Raw genomic sequence first — 14,536 nt, 5'->3', positions numbered from 1 at the left:
GTGAATCACCTATGACCGGGATTGACCACACCGGCCGCCTTGAAGCGTGAAAACTGAAAGGCAATGCCCAACCAGATAAACCAGGCCGGCATCACGTACAGCGCCAGGCGTGTATCCGGCCGCAACGCCAGCAGGCCGAGGACGAAGGCCATGAAGGCCAGGGAAAACCAGGCCATCGGCACACCGCCAGGCATCTTGTAGAGGGATCTGGCGTGCAGGTCCGGGCGTTTTTTGCGGTAGGCAATGTAGGACCCAAGGATGGTCGACCAGGTGAAAATCACCAGGATCGCCGACACCGTCGACACAATCGTGAAGGCGGTCATCACCTCCGGCACCACAAACAGCAACACCAGGCCCAGCAGCATCAGCAAGGTGGTGAAGGCCAGGCTGATAAACGGCACGCTGCTTTTCGACAAGCGTCCAAAGATACCCGGGGCGTCCCCCAGGTCAGCCAGGCCGAACAACATGCGGCTGGCGGAGAACACCCCGCTGTTGGCCGACGAGGCCGCCGAGGTCAGCACCACGAAATTGACGACCCCCGCCGCCGCTGGAAAGCCCGCCACCAGGAACAGTTCCACGAACGGGCTCTTGCTCGGCGACACCTGTTGCCACGAAGTGACCGCGATGATGCACGCCAGGGCCAACACGTAGAACAGGATGATGCGCAGCGGAATCGAGTTGATCGCCTTGGGCAAGGTCCTCTCCGGTGCTCGGGTTTCGGCGGCTGCGGTGCCGATCAGTTCGGTGCCGGCAAAGGAAAAGATCGCCATCTGGAAGCCGGCGAAAAAACCGAACAGGCCATTGGGAAACGCCGCCTGTTTGTCCAGCAAGTGGCTCACGGAGGCCGTGACCCCGGTGGGCGAGACAAACGAGCTGGCAATCAGCACCACGCTCACGCCGATCAGGGTCAGCACCGCGATGATCTTGATGATCGCGAACCAGAACTCCACTTCGCCGAACAGCCTGACCGTCAGCACGTTCAACGCGAACAGCGTCAACAGCATGCCCACCGCCGGCATCCATGCCGGCACATGCGGGAACCAGTACTGGAAAAACCCGCCGACCACCACCGCGTCCCCCACCACCGCCACGCTCCAGCTCAGCCAGTACGACCAGCCGAGAAAGAACGCCGCACGCGGGCCCAGGTACGCGCCGGCAAAGTCGGCGAAGCTCTTGAAGTTGAGGTTGGACAGCAGCAGCTCACCCATGGCGCGCATCACGAAGTACACGAACAGCCCGATGATCATGTAGATCAGGATGATCGAGGTGCCGGACAACGCGATGATCTTGCCGGAGCCCATGAACAGGCCGGTGCCGATCGCACCGCCCATGGCCATCAGCTGGATGTGGCGGTTGCTCAGGGTGCGTTGCAACGCAGGCTTTTCACACAGCCCGGACGTGGTTGTTTTCATCACAAAACCTCTTGTTATGTTTTTGAGTTTTGGCAGAAAAAAAATCGAGCGAGTGTTGTTATCAGGTCAGGCAGTCTTGCTTTCGAAGCCGTGCAGGACGTTGACGGCGTTGATGCCGATCTCGTCGACCATGTAGCCGCCTTCCATCACGAACAGCGTCGGCACGCCGACCCCGGCGATGATCTCGCCCATGCTGAGGAAGTCCTGGCTGTCGAGGAGGAAGTGGCTGATGGGGTCGTCCTTGAAGGTGTCGACGCCGAGGGAGATCACCAGCACCTCGGGGGCGAAGTGTTTGAGTTGCTGGCAGGCGTGGTTCAGCGCGGTTTTGTAATGGTCCCACGTGGTGTTTTTCGGCAAGGGGTAGTTCAGGTTGAAGCCCTCCCCCGTACCTGCGCCGCGTTCGCTGTCGGCGCCGGAAAAGTACGGATAGGACACCGACGGGTCGCCGTGCAGGGAAATGAACAGCACATCCGCGCGGTCGTAGAAAATATTCTGCGTGCCGTTACCGTGGTGGAAATCCACATCCAGCACCGCCACGCGCCTGGCACCTTGGGTGATGGCCTGTTGCGCGGCAATCGCGGCATTGTTGAGGTAGCAATAACCGCCCATGTATTCGCGGGCCGCGTGGTGCCCCGGTGGGCGGCACAGGGCGAAGGCGCTGTGATGGCCTTCGTCGATCAGCGCCAGGCCGGTGAGCGCGATGTCCGCGCTGGTCTTGACCGCCTGCCAGGTGGTGGCGGTGATCGGCGAGCCGGCGTCCATGGCAAAGAAGCCCAGTTTGCCGTCGATAAAATCCGGCACCTGCTCATTGGCCAGGTCGCGTACCGGCCACACCAGCGGCAGCGCGTCATGGCGGCGGCCGATGGCGGTCCATTCGGCCCAGGCGGTTTCGAGGAAGCTGACGTAGCGCTCGCTGTGGGCGTTGACGTAGCAGGCGCGCTCGAAGCGGCGCGGCACGATGATATCGCCCAGCCCGACGTGTCGGACGCGGTCACGCACGGTGTCGGCGCGGCTGGGTTGTTCGAATGAGGGCTTGAGCACGCCGTCCTTGAGTTCGGTGCCGTGGTGCAAACGGTGGTCATCACTAAAAACAGTCAGCATTTGGATACATCCGCCAGAAAAAGACAGGGTCTATTTTGTTCTGGCTGCGCAGGGCTTTCTTTGCTTTTACTTCTTACACTGATAGCTTTATCGGGTGTTTTTACCCTGGTTACAGCCAAATATGAAAAATAAAACCAAACAGGTCGTTCTGGACGACACCGATCTCGCCATCCTCGCCCTGCTGCAGGAAGACGCGAGTATTTCCAACGCCCAACTGAGCGAGCGCCTGGCCCTGAGCCTTACCCCCTGCTGGCGTCGGCGCAAACGCCTGGAGGAAGAAGGCGTGATCAAGGACTACCAGGCCAACCTCGATCGCAAGCTGCTCGGCCTGGACATCATGGCGTTTGTGCATGTGCGTTTTGCGATCCACACCGACCACGCGCCGGATGCGTTCGAAGCAGTGGTGAAGGAGCTTCCTCAGGTGCTGGCGTGCCACAAGATCACCGGCGACGCGGATTACCTCTTGCAGGTGCTGGCGGAGGATCTGGACAGCTACAGCGAGTTTGTGGAAAGCGTGCTGCGACGGCAGCTGGGGATTGCGTCGATCCAGTCGAGCCTGGCGCTGCGCGAGGTGAAGGCGACGAGTCGGATGGCGATTCCGAAGCGCGATTGAACACGCAAAAAAAGCACTCGCCGACGGCAGGTAATGGCCAAAAGCCTGCCCTGCAGATGTGAAAAATTCGTTAACTAATTCTCCCCAAAGGCTTTTTCCGACAGGTTTAATCTGCCAAACTAATGCGAATAATTATCAACAGATTTATTATTCGCCAAGGACGGCACTTAGGGGAGAGTCCGTTCCATGTCTGTGCAACAACACGGCGGTAAAGGTTTTACACCCAGTCTGATTGCTTTGGCGGTGTGTCTCGCCACTTCGCACGCGGCCTTCGCCGCCGACGCTGAAACGCCGGCAACCACCTTGGAACTGGGTGCGACCCAGATCTCCGGCGAGCAGCAACTGGGCGAAACCACCGAGGGTACGCAGTCCTACACCACCGGCGCGATGAAAACCGCGACCAAACTGCCCCTCACCCTGCGTGAAACCCCGCAGGCCGTCACCGTCATCACACGCCAGCGCATGGATGACCAGGGGATGACCAGCATCAACGACGTGGTCAATGCCACGCCTGGGCTATTCCTCAATTATTCCAACGGCCCGGGCCGGCAGTCCTACACCTCACGCGGTTTCGACATCGACAACCTGATGTACGACGGCATTCCCAGCGGCTACAACGGCGTTTCCGTAGGCGCCCAGCCGAACCTGGCGATGTTCGACCGTGTCGAGGTCGTGCGTGGCGCCACCGGCCTGGTGACCGGTGCGGGCAACCCGTCGGCGGCCATCAACCTGGTCCGCAAGCGGCCGCTGGACGAACAGAAAGTCACCCTCACCGGCGCCGCCGGCAGCTGGGATGACTACCGTGGCGAGCTCGACGCCTCCAGCCCGCTCAATGACAGCGGCACCTGGCGCGGCCGGGTGGTCACCTCCTACCGCGACGCCAACAGCTTCATCGACAACGCCGAGTCCTATCACGGCCTGTTCTATGCCGTCACCGAAGCCGACCTGAGCGAAGACACCACCCTCACCCTCGGTTTCTCGAACCAGAAGGACAAGACCAACTACTTCTGGGGCTCGTCGATGATCGGCCAGGACGGCCATCACCTGGACCTGCCGCGCTCCTACAATCCCGGTACCGACTGGGAGAACAAGGATCAGGAAATCAACACGGTCTTCGCCGAACTGCGCCAGCGCCTGGCCAATGACTGGAAGCTTCAGGTCAACGCCAACTACGCCGAACAGAACGCGTTGTTTTCCGGCTCCTACCAGTCGCGCTGGGTCAACAACACCCTGGCGCGCACGGTCTACCAGGCCGCCTACGATGAAAACCAGGCCGGCGTCGACGCCTTTGCCAGCGGCCCGTTCCAGGCATTCGGGCGCACCCATGAACTGGTGGTGGGCGCCAGCCGACGCATCTACGACATGACCACCCACAACTACAGCCCCTACAACACCAACTGGCCCCTCACCGCGGGCAAACCGGACTTCGTCCACACCACCAACGATCGCGAGGTCACCACCCAGGACGGTGTCTACGTGACCACGCGCCTGAGCCTGGCGGACCCGTTGAAGCTGATCCTCGGCGGGCGCCTGGACTGGTATGACTACGATGCCCATGGCAGCAACGACGGCGACTATCACGTCACCCGCAACCTCACCCGCTACGCGGGGCTGATCTACGAGCTGGACGATCACCACTCGGTGTACGTCAGCTACAGCGACATCTTCACGCCGCAGAGCGCCAAGGACACCTCCGGCACTCCGGTCAAGCCGATTGTCGGCAAGAACTACGAGGTCGGCATCAAGGGCGAGTACCTGGGTGGCGCGCTGAATGCGAGCGTGGCGCTATTCCGTGTCGACCAGGAAAACCGCGCCACCCAGGTGACCGTGCAAAACTGCCCACAGACGGAGTGCTATGAGGCCTCGGGCGAGATTCGCAGCCAGGGGATCGACTTCGAACTGCAAGGCGCACTGACCGAGAACTGGCAGGTCGGCGGTGGCTACACCTACGCGCGTACCCACACCATCAAGGATGAAGCCAACCCGCAGAAGGTCAACAAGCAGTACGACACGGACGTTCCGGAGCACCTGTTCAAGCTGACCACCCGCTACAACTTCCAGGGCCCGCTGGAGAAACTGCGCGTGGGCGGCAACATCTCCTGGCAAAGCCGCCTGTACAACGACGTCAAGCTGGCTGACGGCAGCACCTACCGCCTCCAACAGGGCGCCTACGCCGTCACCGACCTGATGGCCGGCTACAAGGTCAACGACCACCTCGACCTGCAGCTCAACGCCAACAACATCTTCGACCGCCGCTACTACTCCACCATCGCCAACTCCGTGAGCTATGGCGGCGACGCCTACGGCACCCCACGCAACATGATGCTGACGGCCAAGTACAGCTTCTGATCCACCTGGCGGCTGCCCGCTCGGGCAGCCGCTCGGCGAACGCATTCGCGCTTAAAGTCCCCTCCCCCAAAGCCGATAAGCTTTCTGGTTTCCCTGCCCCCGCAAAGTGCCTGAACGCGGGCCGTAGTGGCACGCCGCATGCTTTGATTCTTGCCAGACCACATGGAGTAAGAGTGAATGCCCGCACGCGCACGTTTCCTGGAGCACTACCGCAAGGCCGACCGTATCATGCTGGCATTGATCTGGCTGATGACGCTGTTCTCCGTCGGGCTCGCGTTCTGGCACGACACCCTGACCCAGGCAATTGTCGTGGGAGGAGGCACCAGCACGGTGCTCACCGCGCTCTACCGCGCCATCGGCGGCACGCGGGTGATGCGTTGTGCACTGGGCGCGGGCTTGATGGTCATGGCGGCGCTGCACATCAACCAGGCCCAGGGCGTGATCGAAGCGCACTTCGGGATTTTCGCGCTGCTGGCGGTACTGACGTTCTATCGAGACTGGCTGCCGATCCTGGTGGCCGCCCTGACGATTGCCGTGCACCACGTGGTGTTCCATGCGTTGCAGCATCAAGGCTTCCCGGTGTTCGTGATGGCGCATCACGGCGGTTGGACCATGGTATTTGTCCACGCCTTCTACGTCGTGATGGAAACCATCGCCCTGCTCTACCTCGCGGTAAACAGCCAGGCCGAGGCGGTGGAAAGCGAGGAAATGCTGGAAAAAATGCTCGCCGTCACCACCCAATTCACCGTGGACAGCGCCAAAGGTGAAGGTAAGGTGCACGTCTCTCTTGCCAAGCGCTTCGACCATTTCCTGCAACAAATCACCCACCTCATCGACGGCGTCGCCCGCGACTCCCACGGTCTCGGCCAACTCGGCCAGGAACTGGCCCACGCCAGCGGCACCCTGGAAAAAGGTGCTCGCCACCAACTGGCCGAAATCGCGCAAATGACCGACTCCATGCAGCGCATGGAAGACGCCATGGGCCACATTACGGTGCACGTCGAAGAAGCGGTTGAGCACGCGGGCGTCGCCAGCCAACAAATCCTGCGTGGCCAGGAAAGCGTCGGCCGCGCCCAACACGAAATCACCCAACTGGCCACACGCCTGGAAGGCACCCACCACACCGTGCAAGGCCTGGCGGTCCAGGCCGAACAAATCGGCTCGGTACTGGAAGTCATCAGCAGCATCGCCAACCAGACCAACCTCCTTGCCCTCAACGCCGCCATCGAAGCCGCCCGCGCCGGCGAACAAGGCCGCGGCTTCGCCGTCGTCGCCGACGAAGTGCGCAGCCTGGCGCAACGCACCGCCGTTTCCACCCAGGAAATCAAAACCATCATCGAGGGCCTGCAGCAAGGCAGCCGCCAGGCCGTGGAAGCCATGCACGACAGCCGCCAGGGCGTGGAACGGTGTGTGGAGGACAGTCAGCTGGCAGTGGAAATGCTGCGAGCGGTGGGCAATGACATTACCCAGATCGATGCGCTGAATGGGCGGATTGTCTCCACCACACGCGAACAGACCTCGGCGAATCAGGAGATTGTCGGGCGCTTGCAATCGGTGCAGAGCATTGCTCAAAACACCGCTGACGACGTGGAGATGTTGGCCAGGAGCAGCGAGCAGTTGCCGCCGATTGCGGTGCGGTTGGATGCGTTGGGGCGGCGGTTTCACCCGTGATAGTTTGGGGCTCGCCATCGGCCGGAAGCCATCACGGGTCTCGTCTTGACGGCCCGGGCCGCCCCTGGTCCTGAGCGTTCGCTTAGTCTTGCTTGACCAGCTCGACCCTGCGGTTTTCAGCTTTGCCTGCCTCGGTGGCGTTGTCGGCCACCGGGTCAGCCTCGCCAAACCCGGCCGCAGATAACCTCGCCGCGTCGATGCCCTTGGCGGTGATGGCGGCCTCGACGGCCTTGGCGCGGCCGTATGACAGTGTCTTGTTGTGCGCGGGGTCACCGGTGTGATCGGTGTAGCCGTTAATGGCCAGTTTCAACGATGTATTTTGCTTGAGTAACAACAACACTTGCTCGATCTGTGGCTGTGAACCCGGAAGGATGCGGGTCTGGTCAGTCGCAAAGTTGATGTGCAATGCCACCTTGCCGGTTTTATCTATCTGCGCTTTCAGTTCACTGGCCGGCAACAGGCTGGCCGTTATTTGCAGCGGTTTGGTTTCGGCAATCAGCAGGCCGCCGCCGAACGCGTAGCTGCACAAATGAATCCAGATATCGCGGTCGGCGCGATGGATAACAAACACCTGCGCGGCGTTATTCCAAATGTCCCCCAGGCCACTGTTGTATTTGAGCGCGAAGTCCCGCGGCCATTCTTTGATCTTCTGGCCGGGGTCTTCCGGAATCCTGCCATCGAAGATCTTGCTGCCGCCCAACGAGGACACGACGGACTCGAGGTTGCGCTGCAATTCCAGGTCGGAGAACGCCTTGCCCTGCGCGGCGTCGATATGGGCTGACCAGACCTTGCCTTCTACTACTGCCAGGCGATCACCGGTCCAGAAGGGTACCTGATCAAAGTCGGAGACATCGGGCGCGGTGGCGATGACATATCCGTCGGGAAGGGCGATGTAGGGAAAGGCGCCCAACGGCACGTTCGACACCTCAAGACTCGCGGCATCGAATACCTTGTTGTCTGCTCCGCTCTCGAATGACGAGGCTTGAATGCTCAGCCCCACGGTGACGATTAAAACCAGGGTAGTCGCTGCTGTTTTTTTCACTAACGTCATGTTATTCCCGCAAATCCTTAGCACCCAGGGTGATGGTCGAGCGGATAAAGGGTGCTGCTGTCGTTGGCTGCTTATAAAACCGGGGCTATCGAGATAACTCAATAGCACAGCTGCCCTATTGCATCGAGCTTTGGCGCTGGATCACAGTTGTTCGCGCTCTAATAGGTCTTTTCTACGCTATTCGACGCTGCCGATCGTATTGAACAGGGATGCTTTTTTTGAAACCTATAACCACCAGAAAAATTGAAATGAACGCTGCGCTGGCGATGGCCTTGATCTCGCTGTTAACCACCAGCGCTACCTGGACCGAGGCAGCCGTTGGTGCAACGGCCTCCTCGGCACCGTGTACCAATGAAGCGGATTTCCAGGCCGGCACCGTTGTGGAGTCTGAAAGTCGCGACAACACCTCTGCAGTAACCAATCGTAGTAAAACCGAAACGCTGGGCCATGAAGACTTCGCCGGGGCCAACCCGGTGGCGTCATTACACACCACGTTCATAAGCAATTCGCCGGTGTATTTAACGACCACCTTTGCGCAAATCAAGGACGGCCAGTTGATTCGCTATGGTGATCGGCACGGTGCCGGGCCTTCGTTGACCACGACCCTTTACACCCCTCCTCCCACCACGCCGCTGGATTTACAACCCGGGCAGACAGTCGCCGTCAGTTACAAGAACCAGGTCGTCAGCGGCGGCACCACGCTTGAGTTTGAGGTATCAGAAAAGCTGACCTACCATGGCCGCGAGACGATCAAAACAGCACTCGGGACATTCGAGACCTGTCGCTTCACCAATGAAATTTCTACTGGGTCAACGTCCGGTCAACAACCGACCCAGAAGGTCGTGGTGCAGAATTGGTTTGCTGCCGAAGGGCCCTACCGTGGGCAATCAATCAGGTCGACCAGTCTCTCCGGAACGAATGGTGGACAGGAGCGGCTCGTTGAAGTGGTCAAGATGCGATATGAGACGCGAGCCAACTAGGTAGCTTTATGCCCAGGCGCTGAGAAGGAGGATAGCACTGCCCTTCCTGGCAACGGGTTCAAGCACGCTGTTTGTGCCGCAGTTGCATCGAGCAAAATGCACTTAATTGCTTAATGGCCTTTAGCAACTAGTACAGGTGTACTAGTTCAGCTGTTCTATATCATAAGTTGTATGAGTCGGACATGATCAAAGCGTGTTTTCATTGATCTGGACGGGTTGTGCTTGCTGATATGAGTTGCCGAATTGTGGTGGCGGACGAACATCCACTTTATCGAGAGGGCATGACAGGATTACTGGAGTGCTTAATACCTGGAGCAAAAATAAAACAGGCAGGAAACCTGGAGGAAGTCTGGGCTCTCCTGAATCGCTGGCAACCTGTCGCCATGCTGTTTATCGAAGTATATTTGCCAGGGCTTTGCTCCTTGAAAGAGCTTGCAAAACTGTGCGAGGAAAGAGGCACTACTGCAGTCGTTGTTGTTTCGACAGTCGATGACAGCGTGGTCATTACGCGAGTGATGGAGGCCGGCGCCAATGGTTTTATTGGCAAGAACATTTCAGCCGAAGAGGTACGTAACGCCATCAACGATATTCGGAACGGCCAAGTAGTGGTCAAATACGAACCGGCCGAATCGCCATCATTTGAGAGTGATCACGCGATGGGCAAACTGACGTCGCGGCAGCGGGAAGTCTGGCATTTGATCGCACAAGGTAAAACCAACAAGGAAATTGCCGCTGAACTGGAAATCTCTCCCTATACCGTGCGTATTCACGTGTCTTCGCTGATACGTGCCTTGAACGTACCCAATAGAGCAGTAGCCGCCGCGCGTTTCGCGGGGCGCTACACCTGCTAGTCCCTTGATGGATCTACGGGTAACTCACACTTCATTGACTTGACCTGTTCAAGCAATACGTTACGCAGTTCCGGCGGTCGCACGGGTTTGGCCAGTACCGAGATATTGAATGCGTGCAGTGATTGACGGATGCGCTCGATTTCGTGCCCGGTGATGACCAATGCCGGTATCTCTTGACCCCGGAACTCGCGTATTGCCGCGATACATTCGGCCCCCGAGACCTTTGTGCCCAGGTCGAAGTCGGCAATGATGATGTCGCAATCGCTGGCCAGGGTATCCGCATCACTGTGGGTCTCGACGACGCAGCCCCATTTCTCCAGCAGGGCCTTGGTGGCCAGCAACACATTGGCGTCGTCTTCAATCAGGCATATCCGTAGTCCGTTCAGGCGCTCATGGGTGCTTTTCATCCGAGGCGCGACGACCTTGGGGGCGGCGTGTTTCAACCCGCTGATTGCCACCTGGGTGCCGCGCCCGGGCGTGGAGCGAATATCTACATCGACATTGAGCAACTGGCTGATGCGCTTGACGATGGACAAGCCCAACCCCAGGCCCTCGACATCCTTGTCGCGTGCGTGGCGCACCCGGTAAAACTCTTTGAATACGTCCGGCAGATGTTCGGCGGCGATACCGCAGCCCTTATCGTAAACCACCACGGCCAAGCCCTTTGCCTGGCGTCTGACACCGATCAGCACGGGCTCTCCCGATGCGTACTTGATCGCATTGGACACCAGGTTCTGCACCATGGTGGTCAACAGCCCCGCATTGACATTCACCCAGTGCTCGCAAGGGCGCAGGCGCAGTTCAATCCCGGCCCAGCGCGCGGCCTCGGTGTTCTGTTTGACGACCTCCTGCAACAGCGCGCCCAGGTTCACCGGTTCCGCTCGCGGCTCCAGCTTTCCGTTGTCGAGGGTGTAGATATCCAGGATCGAACGGAACAGTTGAGAGACGGTATGCAGCGAGCGGTCGATGTTGTCTACCAGGCGCAGTTCTTCGCCGCCCAGATTCGCGTCCCGCAGGCACGCGGTGAACAGGCCGATGGAGTGGATGGGCTGGCGCAGGTCGTGGCTGGCCTGGGCGAGAAAGCGTGATTTCTCCTGATTGGCGGCGATTGCCTCTTCCGATGCGATACGCGTGCGCTTGAGCAGAATGTGCGCATAGGCCGGTACTACGATGGTGGTCACGATCAGCATCAGGAACATGTAGGGCTGTGCGCGCCAGAAGGGGTTGAACAAGAAAATAACGATAAGGGTGGACAACGCGATCACGGTTGCCAGGGCCAGATAGTGTGAGCCGAAACGCATGCCATTACCCAGGGTTACCCAGAGCAGCGCGGCATAGATAGGCAATGCACCTTCGCCTCCCAGCACCATGGCGAAAGCGATACCGGTGTAGTCATGAAGCATGGAGAGCAAGCGCCGCCAAAAAAAGTGTCCTGGCCAGCGCTTGATCGCCATGCGCAGGAATATCGACACCACGATGAATGTGGAGATATACACGATGATGGGCGTGTAGGCTGCGGTATCGCTGGGGCGCAGCCCGCTCAGTACGATGATGTACAGCAGCGCACAGGCGCTGACGGTCAGGCGTAACGTGGCCTGATTGAGTTCGCTGTTCTTTTCCACGCGTTCAACCTCATGGACCATGGGGGATGCATCGCTGGATGCCGCCCCCTTGAGAACAATAAGGCGTAGGTTGGCGTGTTAAGGCATCAAACGACACAGCGTGTCGTATCAGAAGTGGAACGTGTCAGTAAAGCCTGTAGTAATCCACCACGTCATCCACGAAGTAGATTATCAACCTCGTTCCCTTGGTCTGGCTTTGAGCTTTTTTCGTGCCCGTCACACTGCCGACATCATTGGCGACACCCTGAGCCTTGGACACTTGCGACGAGGCGTCGTACATCTTCAGGCTTGTCTCGGTCGAGACATATTTGTGGGCCAGGGTCATGTACTTTTCCAGGCCCTCCTGGTTTTTATCATAGGTCCAGTTGGACCCATTGCTTCTGCTCGTTGAATCAAGTTCCTCTTCGGCTGGAGCGCCGAACAATTGCGTCACCTGAGTCTTGGTAGTTTTTCCCGGGATGATGGTTTTCTTCAGGTAAGCAACATCGTACTTTTGTGCTCCCGGATTTAAGGAATTCATCAAATCCCCAGTGTTAGCACAGCCTCCCAGGCCTGCGGTCAGTATGCACAGCGTGAATCCGATTCTAAGTAGTTTTCCATATTTCAAGCACATAGACTTACCTTGAGTTGTGATTAATACCATTCCATTTCGACCGGATGCACGGTGAAGTTGACACAACGTAGTGCAACTAATCGAGCCTTTGGATTCACAGGCGGGCAAACACACTGGAACACTTAAACGCTGAAGTTAAAGTGCATTCCGGTGTGCGCTCGGGCTCAAAGCCTTTAAGACTTTTTCGAGCGTGTACAGCTTATGAGGGCGCGTGAGCTGACGCCATAGTACAAGTGTGCTATAGGCGGACAACAGGGACTTGTCTAGCATAGCCAGATGGACATTAATGGCTTGAATTAATGTAATAAATTGCTCGCCAGTTGATGTAATGCCCGATTATTGAAGCCGCATGAATGGAGTCGAAATATGAAATCATGGATCACCGTCTTATCCATTCTGATGCTGTCCGGGTGTGCGGGTTCTCCCTTGAGTAATCTGGTCATGAACCAGCGTTATCAAACGACATCGGACATTACTGCTTCATGGGTAGGTGCATCCGAAGATGAGTTGGTGACGTCATGGGGGGCGCCGAAAAACAGCCATGGCCTCAGTGATGGCAACTCGAAAATCATCGGCTACGACTACGTATGGCTTACAAACGGCAGCCATTCGATGGAATGGGGTTATGTGCCTGATTACGCCCGTTGCGAACAGCGGTTCATGATTGAAAAGGGCGTGGTGACCCGCTGGTATTCATCTGGCGACTGTCCAAAAAGGCCTAAAGGCGCCAAGTTGATCCCCGGTAACACCCCCGTGCCCCAACCCACGCTCTAATGGTCACTGCACCGTCTTGATTCACGTATCGAGCTTGCCCGGCCACCCACTGGCACCGGGAAAGTTACTGAATTGAGCCGCCGCCGCCGCACGGGTGGGCACACCCAGGGATTTAAGCAGAGTGGAAACATGGATGCGTACGGTGAACGGGGAGATCCCCAGTTGCTTGGCTATTTCCTTATTGGTCTTGCCCGCTGCAACCAGGCCGAGCACTTGCCGTTGGCGGGCCGTGAGTGAGGCAAGGCTTGGGTCCAGCAGGGGATTTTCGGGGTTGTACTTCACCACGACTTCCCCTTCCCGAATCGCCAGGATGGCTTCGGCAATGCCTGCCGGATCAACGTTTTTGCCGATAAAGCCATCAGCGCCTTGGGCGATGACCTGGGAAATAATGTCCAGGTCATCGACCATCGACACCACAATGATCGAGGTGCGCTTGAACTCATTGCGCAGCTGGCCTATGACCTGCATAGACGTGATACCGGGAAAGCGCAGGTCCAGAATCAACGAATCAACTTCTGCGCCCGCACGCGCCAGCGCCAGTACTTCATCCAGATTGCCCGCCTGCTCTATCATCGCTGTCGGCATAAGCCGTTCTATGGTTCTCAGCATACCTTCGCGAAACAGAGGATGGTCATCTGCCACTATTATTCTGTGCGTCATGTCAAGGTCCATCTCACATCAGGTCCGGCGCATCGTAACGCAAACTGTAACGCCAGGTTTCAACTTTTAAGCGACTTCTTGCCCTGGAGAATCGCAATGAACATGACGGAAAAGAACAGTGAACTGGACCAGGCCACATTGCGGTTGACGGTCAGCACCTGTGCTTCGCTGTACATCTTTGTGGTGGCCCTCCTTCCTTCAAGTGACTTCGCCACCTATGTACCGATCATGTGGTACATGGCGTTTTTCATCAGCGTGGCAGTCCCCCTGCGCATGGCGATCAAGCGCTGGCCAGGGCACTTTTTCTGGCGCCGATTGTTCGCCATGGCCCATGACTATACCGGCATCGCTTTCGCCATGATCGTGGGTGGAGAAGGCGCGTTGCCGGTTTATGCCGCGTTGCTCTGGGTCACATTGGGCAATGGCATGCGCTTTGGCTCGCGCTACTTGACCGCCGCGACACTCATCGCGCTGAGCATGCTGGTCATGATCTTCATGCTTACCCCCTTCTGGCGCGCACAGCCCTACATGTTCCTGATGCTGATCGTGACCACCATCGTAGTGCCGGCCTATGCGCATATTCTGCTCAAGCGCACTCGCATAGCATCGGAAGAGGCAATCGCCGCCAATCAGGAGAAATCTCGCTTTCTCGCCCAGGCCAGCCACGACCTGCGCCAGCCCATCCACTCCATCGGCCTGTTCACCGCGTGCCTGCGGGACGCGAATTTGGGCGGCGAAGAACTGCGCCTGGTAGACAACATCGACCGCTCGCTGCATACCGTCTCTCAACTGTTCCGTTCGATCCTGGATATCTACACCCTCGACAACGGAAAGCTGGA

13 protein-coding genes are annotated in these 14,536 nt (G+C 58.3%); 7 read left to right on the top strand and 6 right to left on the bottom strand.

Going from position 1 to position 14,536, the window contains the following annotated elements:
- Positions 1-5: 5 nt before the first annotated feature.
- Both BLQ09_RS12520 and BLQ09_RS12515 read right to left on the bottom strand, forming a co-directional pair.
- Positions 6-1,412, bottom strand: coding sequence for an amino acid permease (locus tag BLQ09_RS12520; RefSeq protein WP_092357041.1), 1,407 nt, complete (start codon positions 1,410-1,412; stop codon positions 6-8).
- Between the two features lie 66 nt (positions 1,413-1,478).
- Entirely contained in the window at positions 1,479-2,513 is a 1,035-nt protein-coding gene (locus BLQ09_RS12515) for a histone deacetylase family protein (protein WP_027606752.1), read from the bottom strand.
- 121 nt (positions 2,514-2,634) lie between these two features.
- Here BLQ09_RS12515 and BLQ09_RS12510 point away from each other — a divergent pair, with 121 nt between their 5' ends.
- From BLQ09_RS12510 to BLQ09_RS31760, 3 genes are all read left to right on the top strand, one after another.
- Positions 2,635-3,126 carry an Lrp/AsnC family transcriptional regulator gene (locus BLQ09_RS12510; protein ID WP_027606753.1) on the top strand — a complete coding sequence of 164 codons (492 nt, stop codon included), beginning with the start codon at positions 2,635-2,637 and terminating at the stop codon, positions 3,124-3,126.
- Between the two features lie 186 nt (positions 3,127-3,312).
- The gene (locus BLQ09_RS12505) at positions 3,313-5,475 is read left to right on the top strand and encodes a TonB-dependent siderophore receptor (RefSeq protein ID WP_092357038.1); all 2,163 of its coding nucleotides are present in this window, start codon (positions 3,313-3,315) and stop codon (positions 5,473-5,475) included.
- A gap of 177 nt (positions 5,476-5,652) precedes the next feature.
- Complete coding sequence (locus tag BLQ09_RS31760; RefSeq protein ID WP_027606755.1) at positions 5,653-7,146, top strand: methyl-accepting chemotaxis protein; 1,494 nt, start codon at positions 5,653-5,655, stop codon at positions 7,144-7,146.
- A gap of 82 nt (positions 7,147-7,228) precedes the next feature.
- Here BLQ09_RS31760 and BLQ09_RS12495 read toward each other — a convergent pair whose 3' ends face one another.
- Positions 7,229-8,197 carry an OmpA family protein gene (locus tag BLQ09_RS12495; RefSeq protein ID WP_027606756.1) on the bottom strand — a complete coding sequence of 323 codons (969 nt, stop codon included), beginning with the start codon at positions 8,195-8,197 and terminating at the stop codon, positions 7,229-7,231.
- Positions 8,198-8,463: 266 nt separating this feature from the next.
- On the opposite strand from BLQ09_RS12495, the gene BLQ09_RS12490 reads away from it, so the two are divergent.
- Positions 8,464-9,177, top strand: a complete 714-nt coding sequence (locus BLQ09_RS12490; protein WP_027606757.1) for a DUF3108 domain-containing protein — start codon at positions 8,464-8,466, stop codon at positions 9,175-9,177.
- Between the two features lie 230 nt (positions 9,178-9,407).
- Positions 9,408-10,028, top strand: coding sequence for a response regulator transcription factor (locus BLQ09_RS12485; RefSeq protein WP_027606758.1), 621 nt, complete (start codon positions 9,408-9,410; stop codon positions 10,026-10,028).
- Here BLQ09_RS12485 and BLQ09_RS12480 read toward each other — a convergent pair.
- Both BLQ09_RS12480 and BLQ09_RS12475 read right to left on the bottom strand, forming a co-directional pair.
- Positions 10,025-11,671 carry an ATP-binding response regulator gene (locus BLQ09_RS12480; RefSeq protein WP_085205415.1) on the bottom strand — a complete coding sequence of 549 codons (1,647 nt, stop codon included), beginning with the start codon at positions 11,669-11,671 and terminating at the stop codon, positions 10,025-10,027. The two genes, BLQ09_RS12485 and BLQ09_RS12480, sit on opposite strands and share 4 nt — an antisense overlap.
- Before the next feature lie 103 nt (positions 11,672-11,774).
- Positions 11,775-12,170: a hypothetical protein gene (locus BLQ09_RS12475; RefSeq protein ID WP_027608113.1), complete on the bottom strand. Its 396-nt coding sequence runs from the start codon at positions 12,168-12,170 to the stop codon at positions 11,775-11,777.
- 459 nt (positions 12,171-12,629) lie between these two features.
- On the opposite strand from BLQ09_RS12475, the gene BLQ09_RS12470 reads away from it, so the two are divergent.
- Positions 12,630-13,037: a hypothetical protein gene (locus BLQ09_RS12470; protein ID WP_027608114.1), complete on the top strand. Its 408-nt coding sequence runs from the start codon at positions 12,630-12,632 to the stop codon at positions 13,035-13,037.
- Between the two features lie 21 nt (positions 13,038-13,058).
- Here BLQ09_RS12470 and BLQ09_RS12465 read toward each other — a convergent pair whose 3' ends face one another.
- Positions 13,059-13,697, bottom strand: a complete 639-nt coding sequence (locus tag BLQ09_RS12465) for a response regulator (protein ID WP_027608115.1) — start codon at positions 13,695-13,697, stop codon at positions 13,059-13,061.
- A gap of 96 nt (positions 13,698-13,793) precedes the next feature.
- Here BLQ09_RS12465 and BLQ09_RS12460 point away from each other — a divergent pair.
- Positions 13,794-14,536: sensor histidine kinase (locus BLQ09_RS12460; protein WP_371914506.1), on the top strand; the 743-nt coding region annotated here is incomplete at its 3' end.

The sequence above is a fragment of the Pseudomonas sp. NFACC25 genome (genome assembly GCF_900100935.1).
Classification (GTDB): domain Bacteria; phylum Pseudomonadota; class Gammaproteobacteria; order Pseudomonadales; family Pseudomonadaceae; genus Aquipseudomonas; species Aquipseudomonas marginalis.
Note: the sequence above shows the minus strand (reverse complement) of the source record. Positions and strands in the feature narration are given on the sequence as shown.

Bases quoted from the DNA above. Each gene is read 5' to 3' on its own strand.
- BLQ09_RS12520 (WP_092357041.1), bottom strand. From the start codon at position 1,412: ATGAAAACAACCACGTCCGGGCTGTGTGAAAAGCCTGCGTTGCAACGC.
- BLQ09_RS12515 (WP_027606752.1), bottom strand. From the start codon at position 2,513: ATGCTGACTGTTTTTAGTGATGACCACCGTTTGCACCACGGCACCGAA.
- BLQ09_RS12510 (WP_027606753.1), top strand. From the start codon at position 2,635: ATGAAAAATAAAACCAAACAGGTCGTTCTGGACGACACCGATCTCGCC.
- BLQ09_RS12505 (WP_092357038.1), top strand. From the start codon at position 3,313: ATGTCTGTGCAACAACACGGCGGTAAAGGTTTTACACCCAGTCTGATT.
- BLQ09_RS31760 (WP_027606755.1), top strand. From the start codon at position 5,653: ATGCCCGCACGCGCACGTTTCCTGGAGCACTACCGCAAGGCCGACCGT.
- BLQ09_RS12495 (WP_027606756.1), bottom strand. From the start codon at position 8,197: ATGACGTTAGTGAAAAAAACAGCAGCGACTACCCTGGTTTTAATCGTC.
- BLQ09_RS12490 (WP_027606757.1), top strand. From the start codon at position 8,464: ATGGCCTTGATCTCGCTGTTAACCACCAGCGCTACCTGGACCGAGGCA.
- BLQ09_RS12485 (WP_027606758.1), top strand. From the start codon at position 9,408: ATGAGTTGCCGAATTGTGGTGGCGGACGAACATCCACTTTATCGAGAG.
- BLQ09_RS12480 (WP_085205415.1), bottom strand. From the start codon at position 11,671: ATGGTCCATGAGGTTGAACGCGTGGAAAAGAACAGCGAACTCAATCAG.
- BLQ09_RS12475 (WP_027608113.1), bottom strand. From the start codon at position 12,170: ATGAATTCCTTAAATCCGGGAGCACAAAAGTACGATGTTGCTTACCTG.
- BLQ09_RS12470 (WP_027608114.1), top strand. From the start codon at position 12,630: ATGAAATCATGGATCACCGTCTTATCCATTCTGATGCTGTCCGGGTGT.
- BLQ09_RS12465 (WP_027608115.1), bottom strand. From the start codon at position 13,697: ATGACGCACAGAATAATAGTGGCAGATGACCATCCTCTGTTTCGCGAA.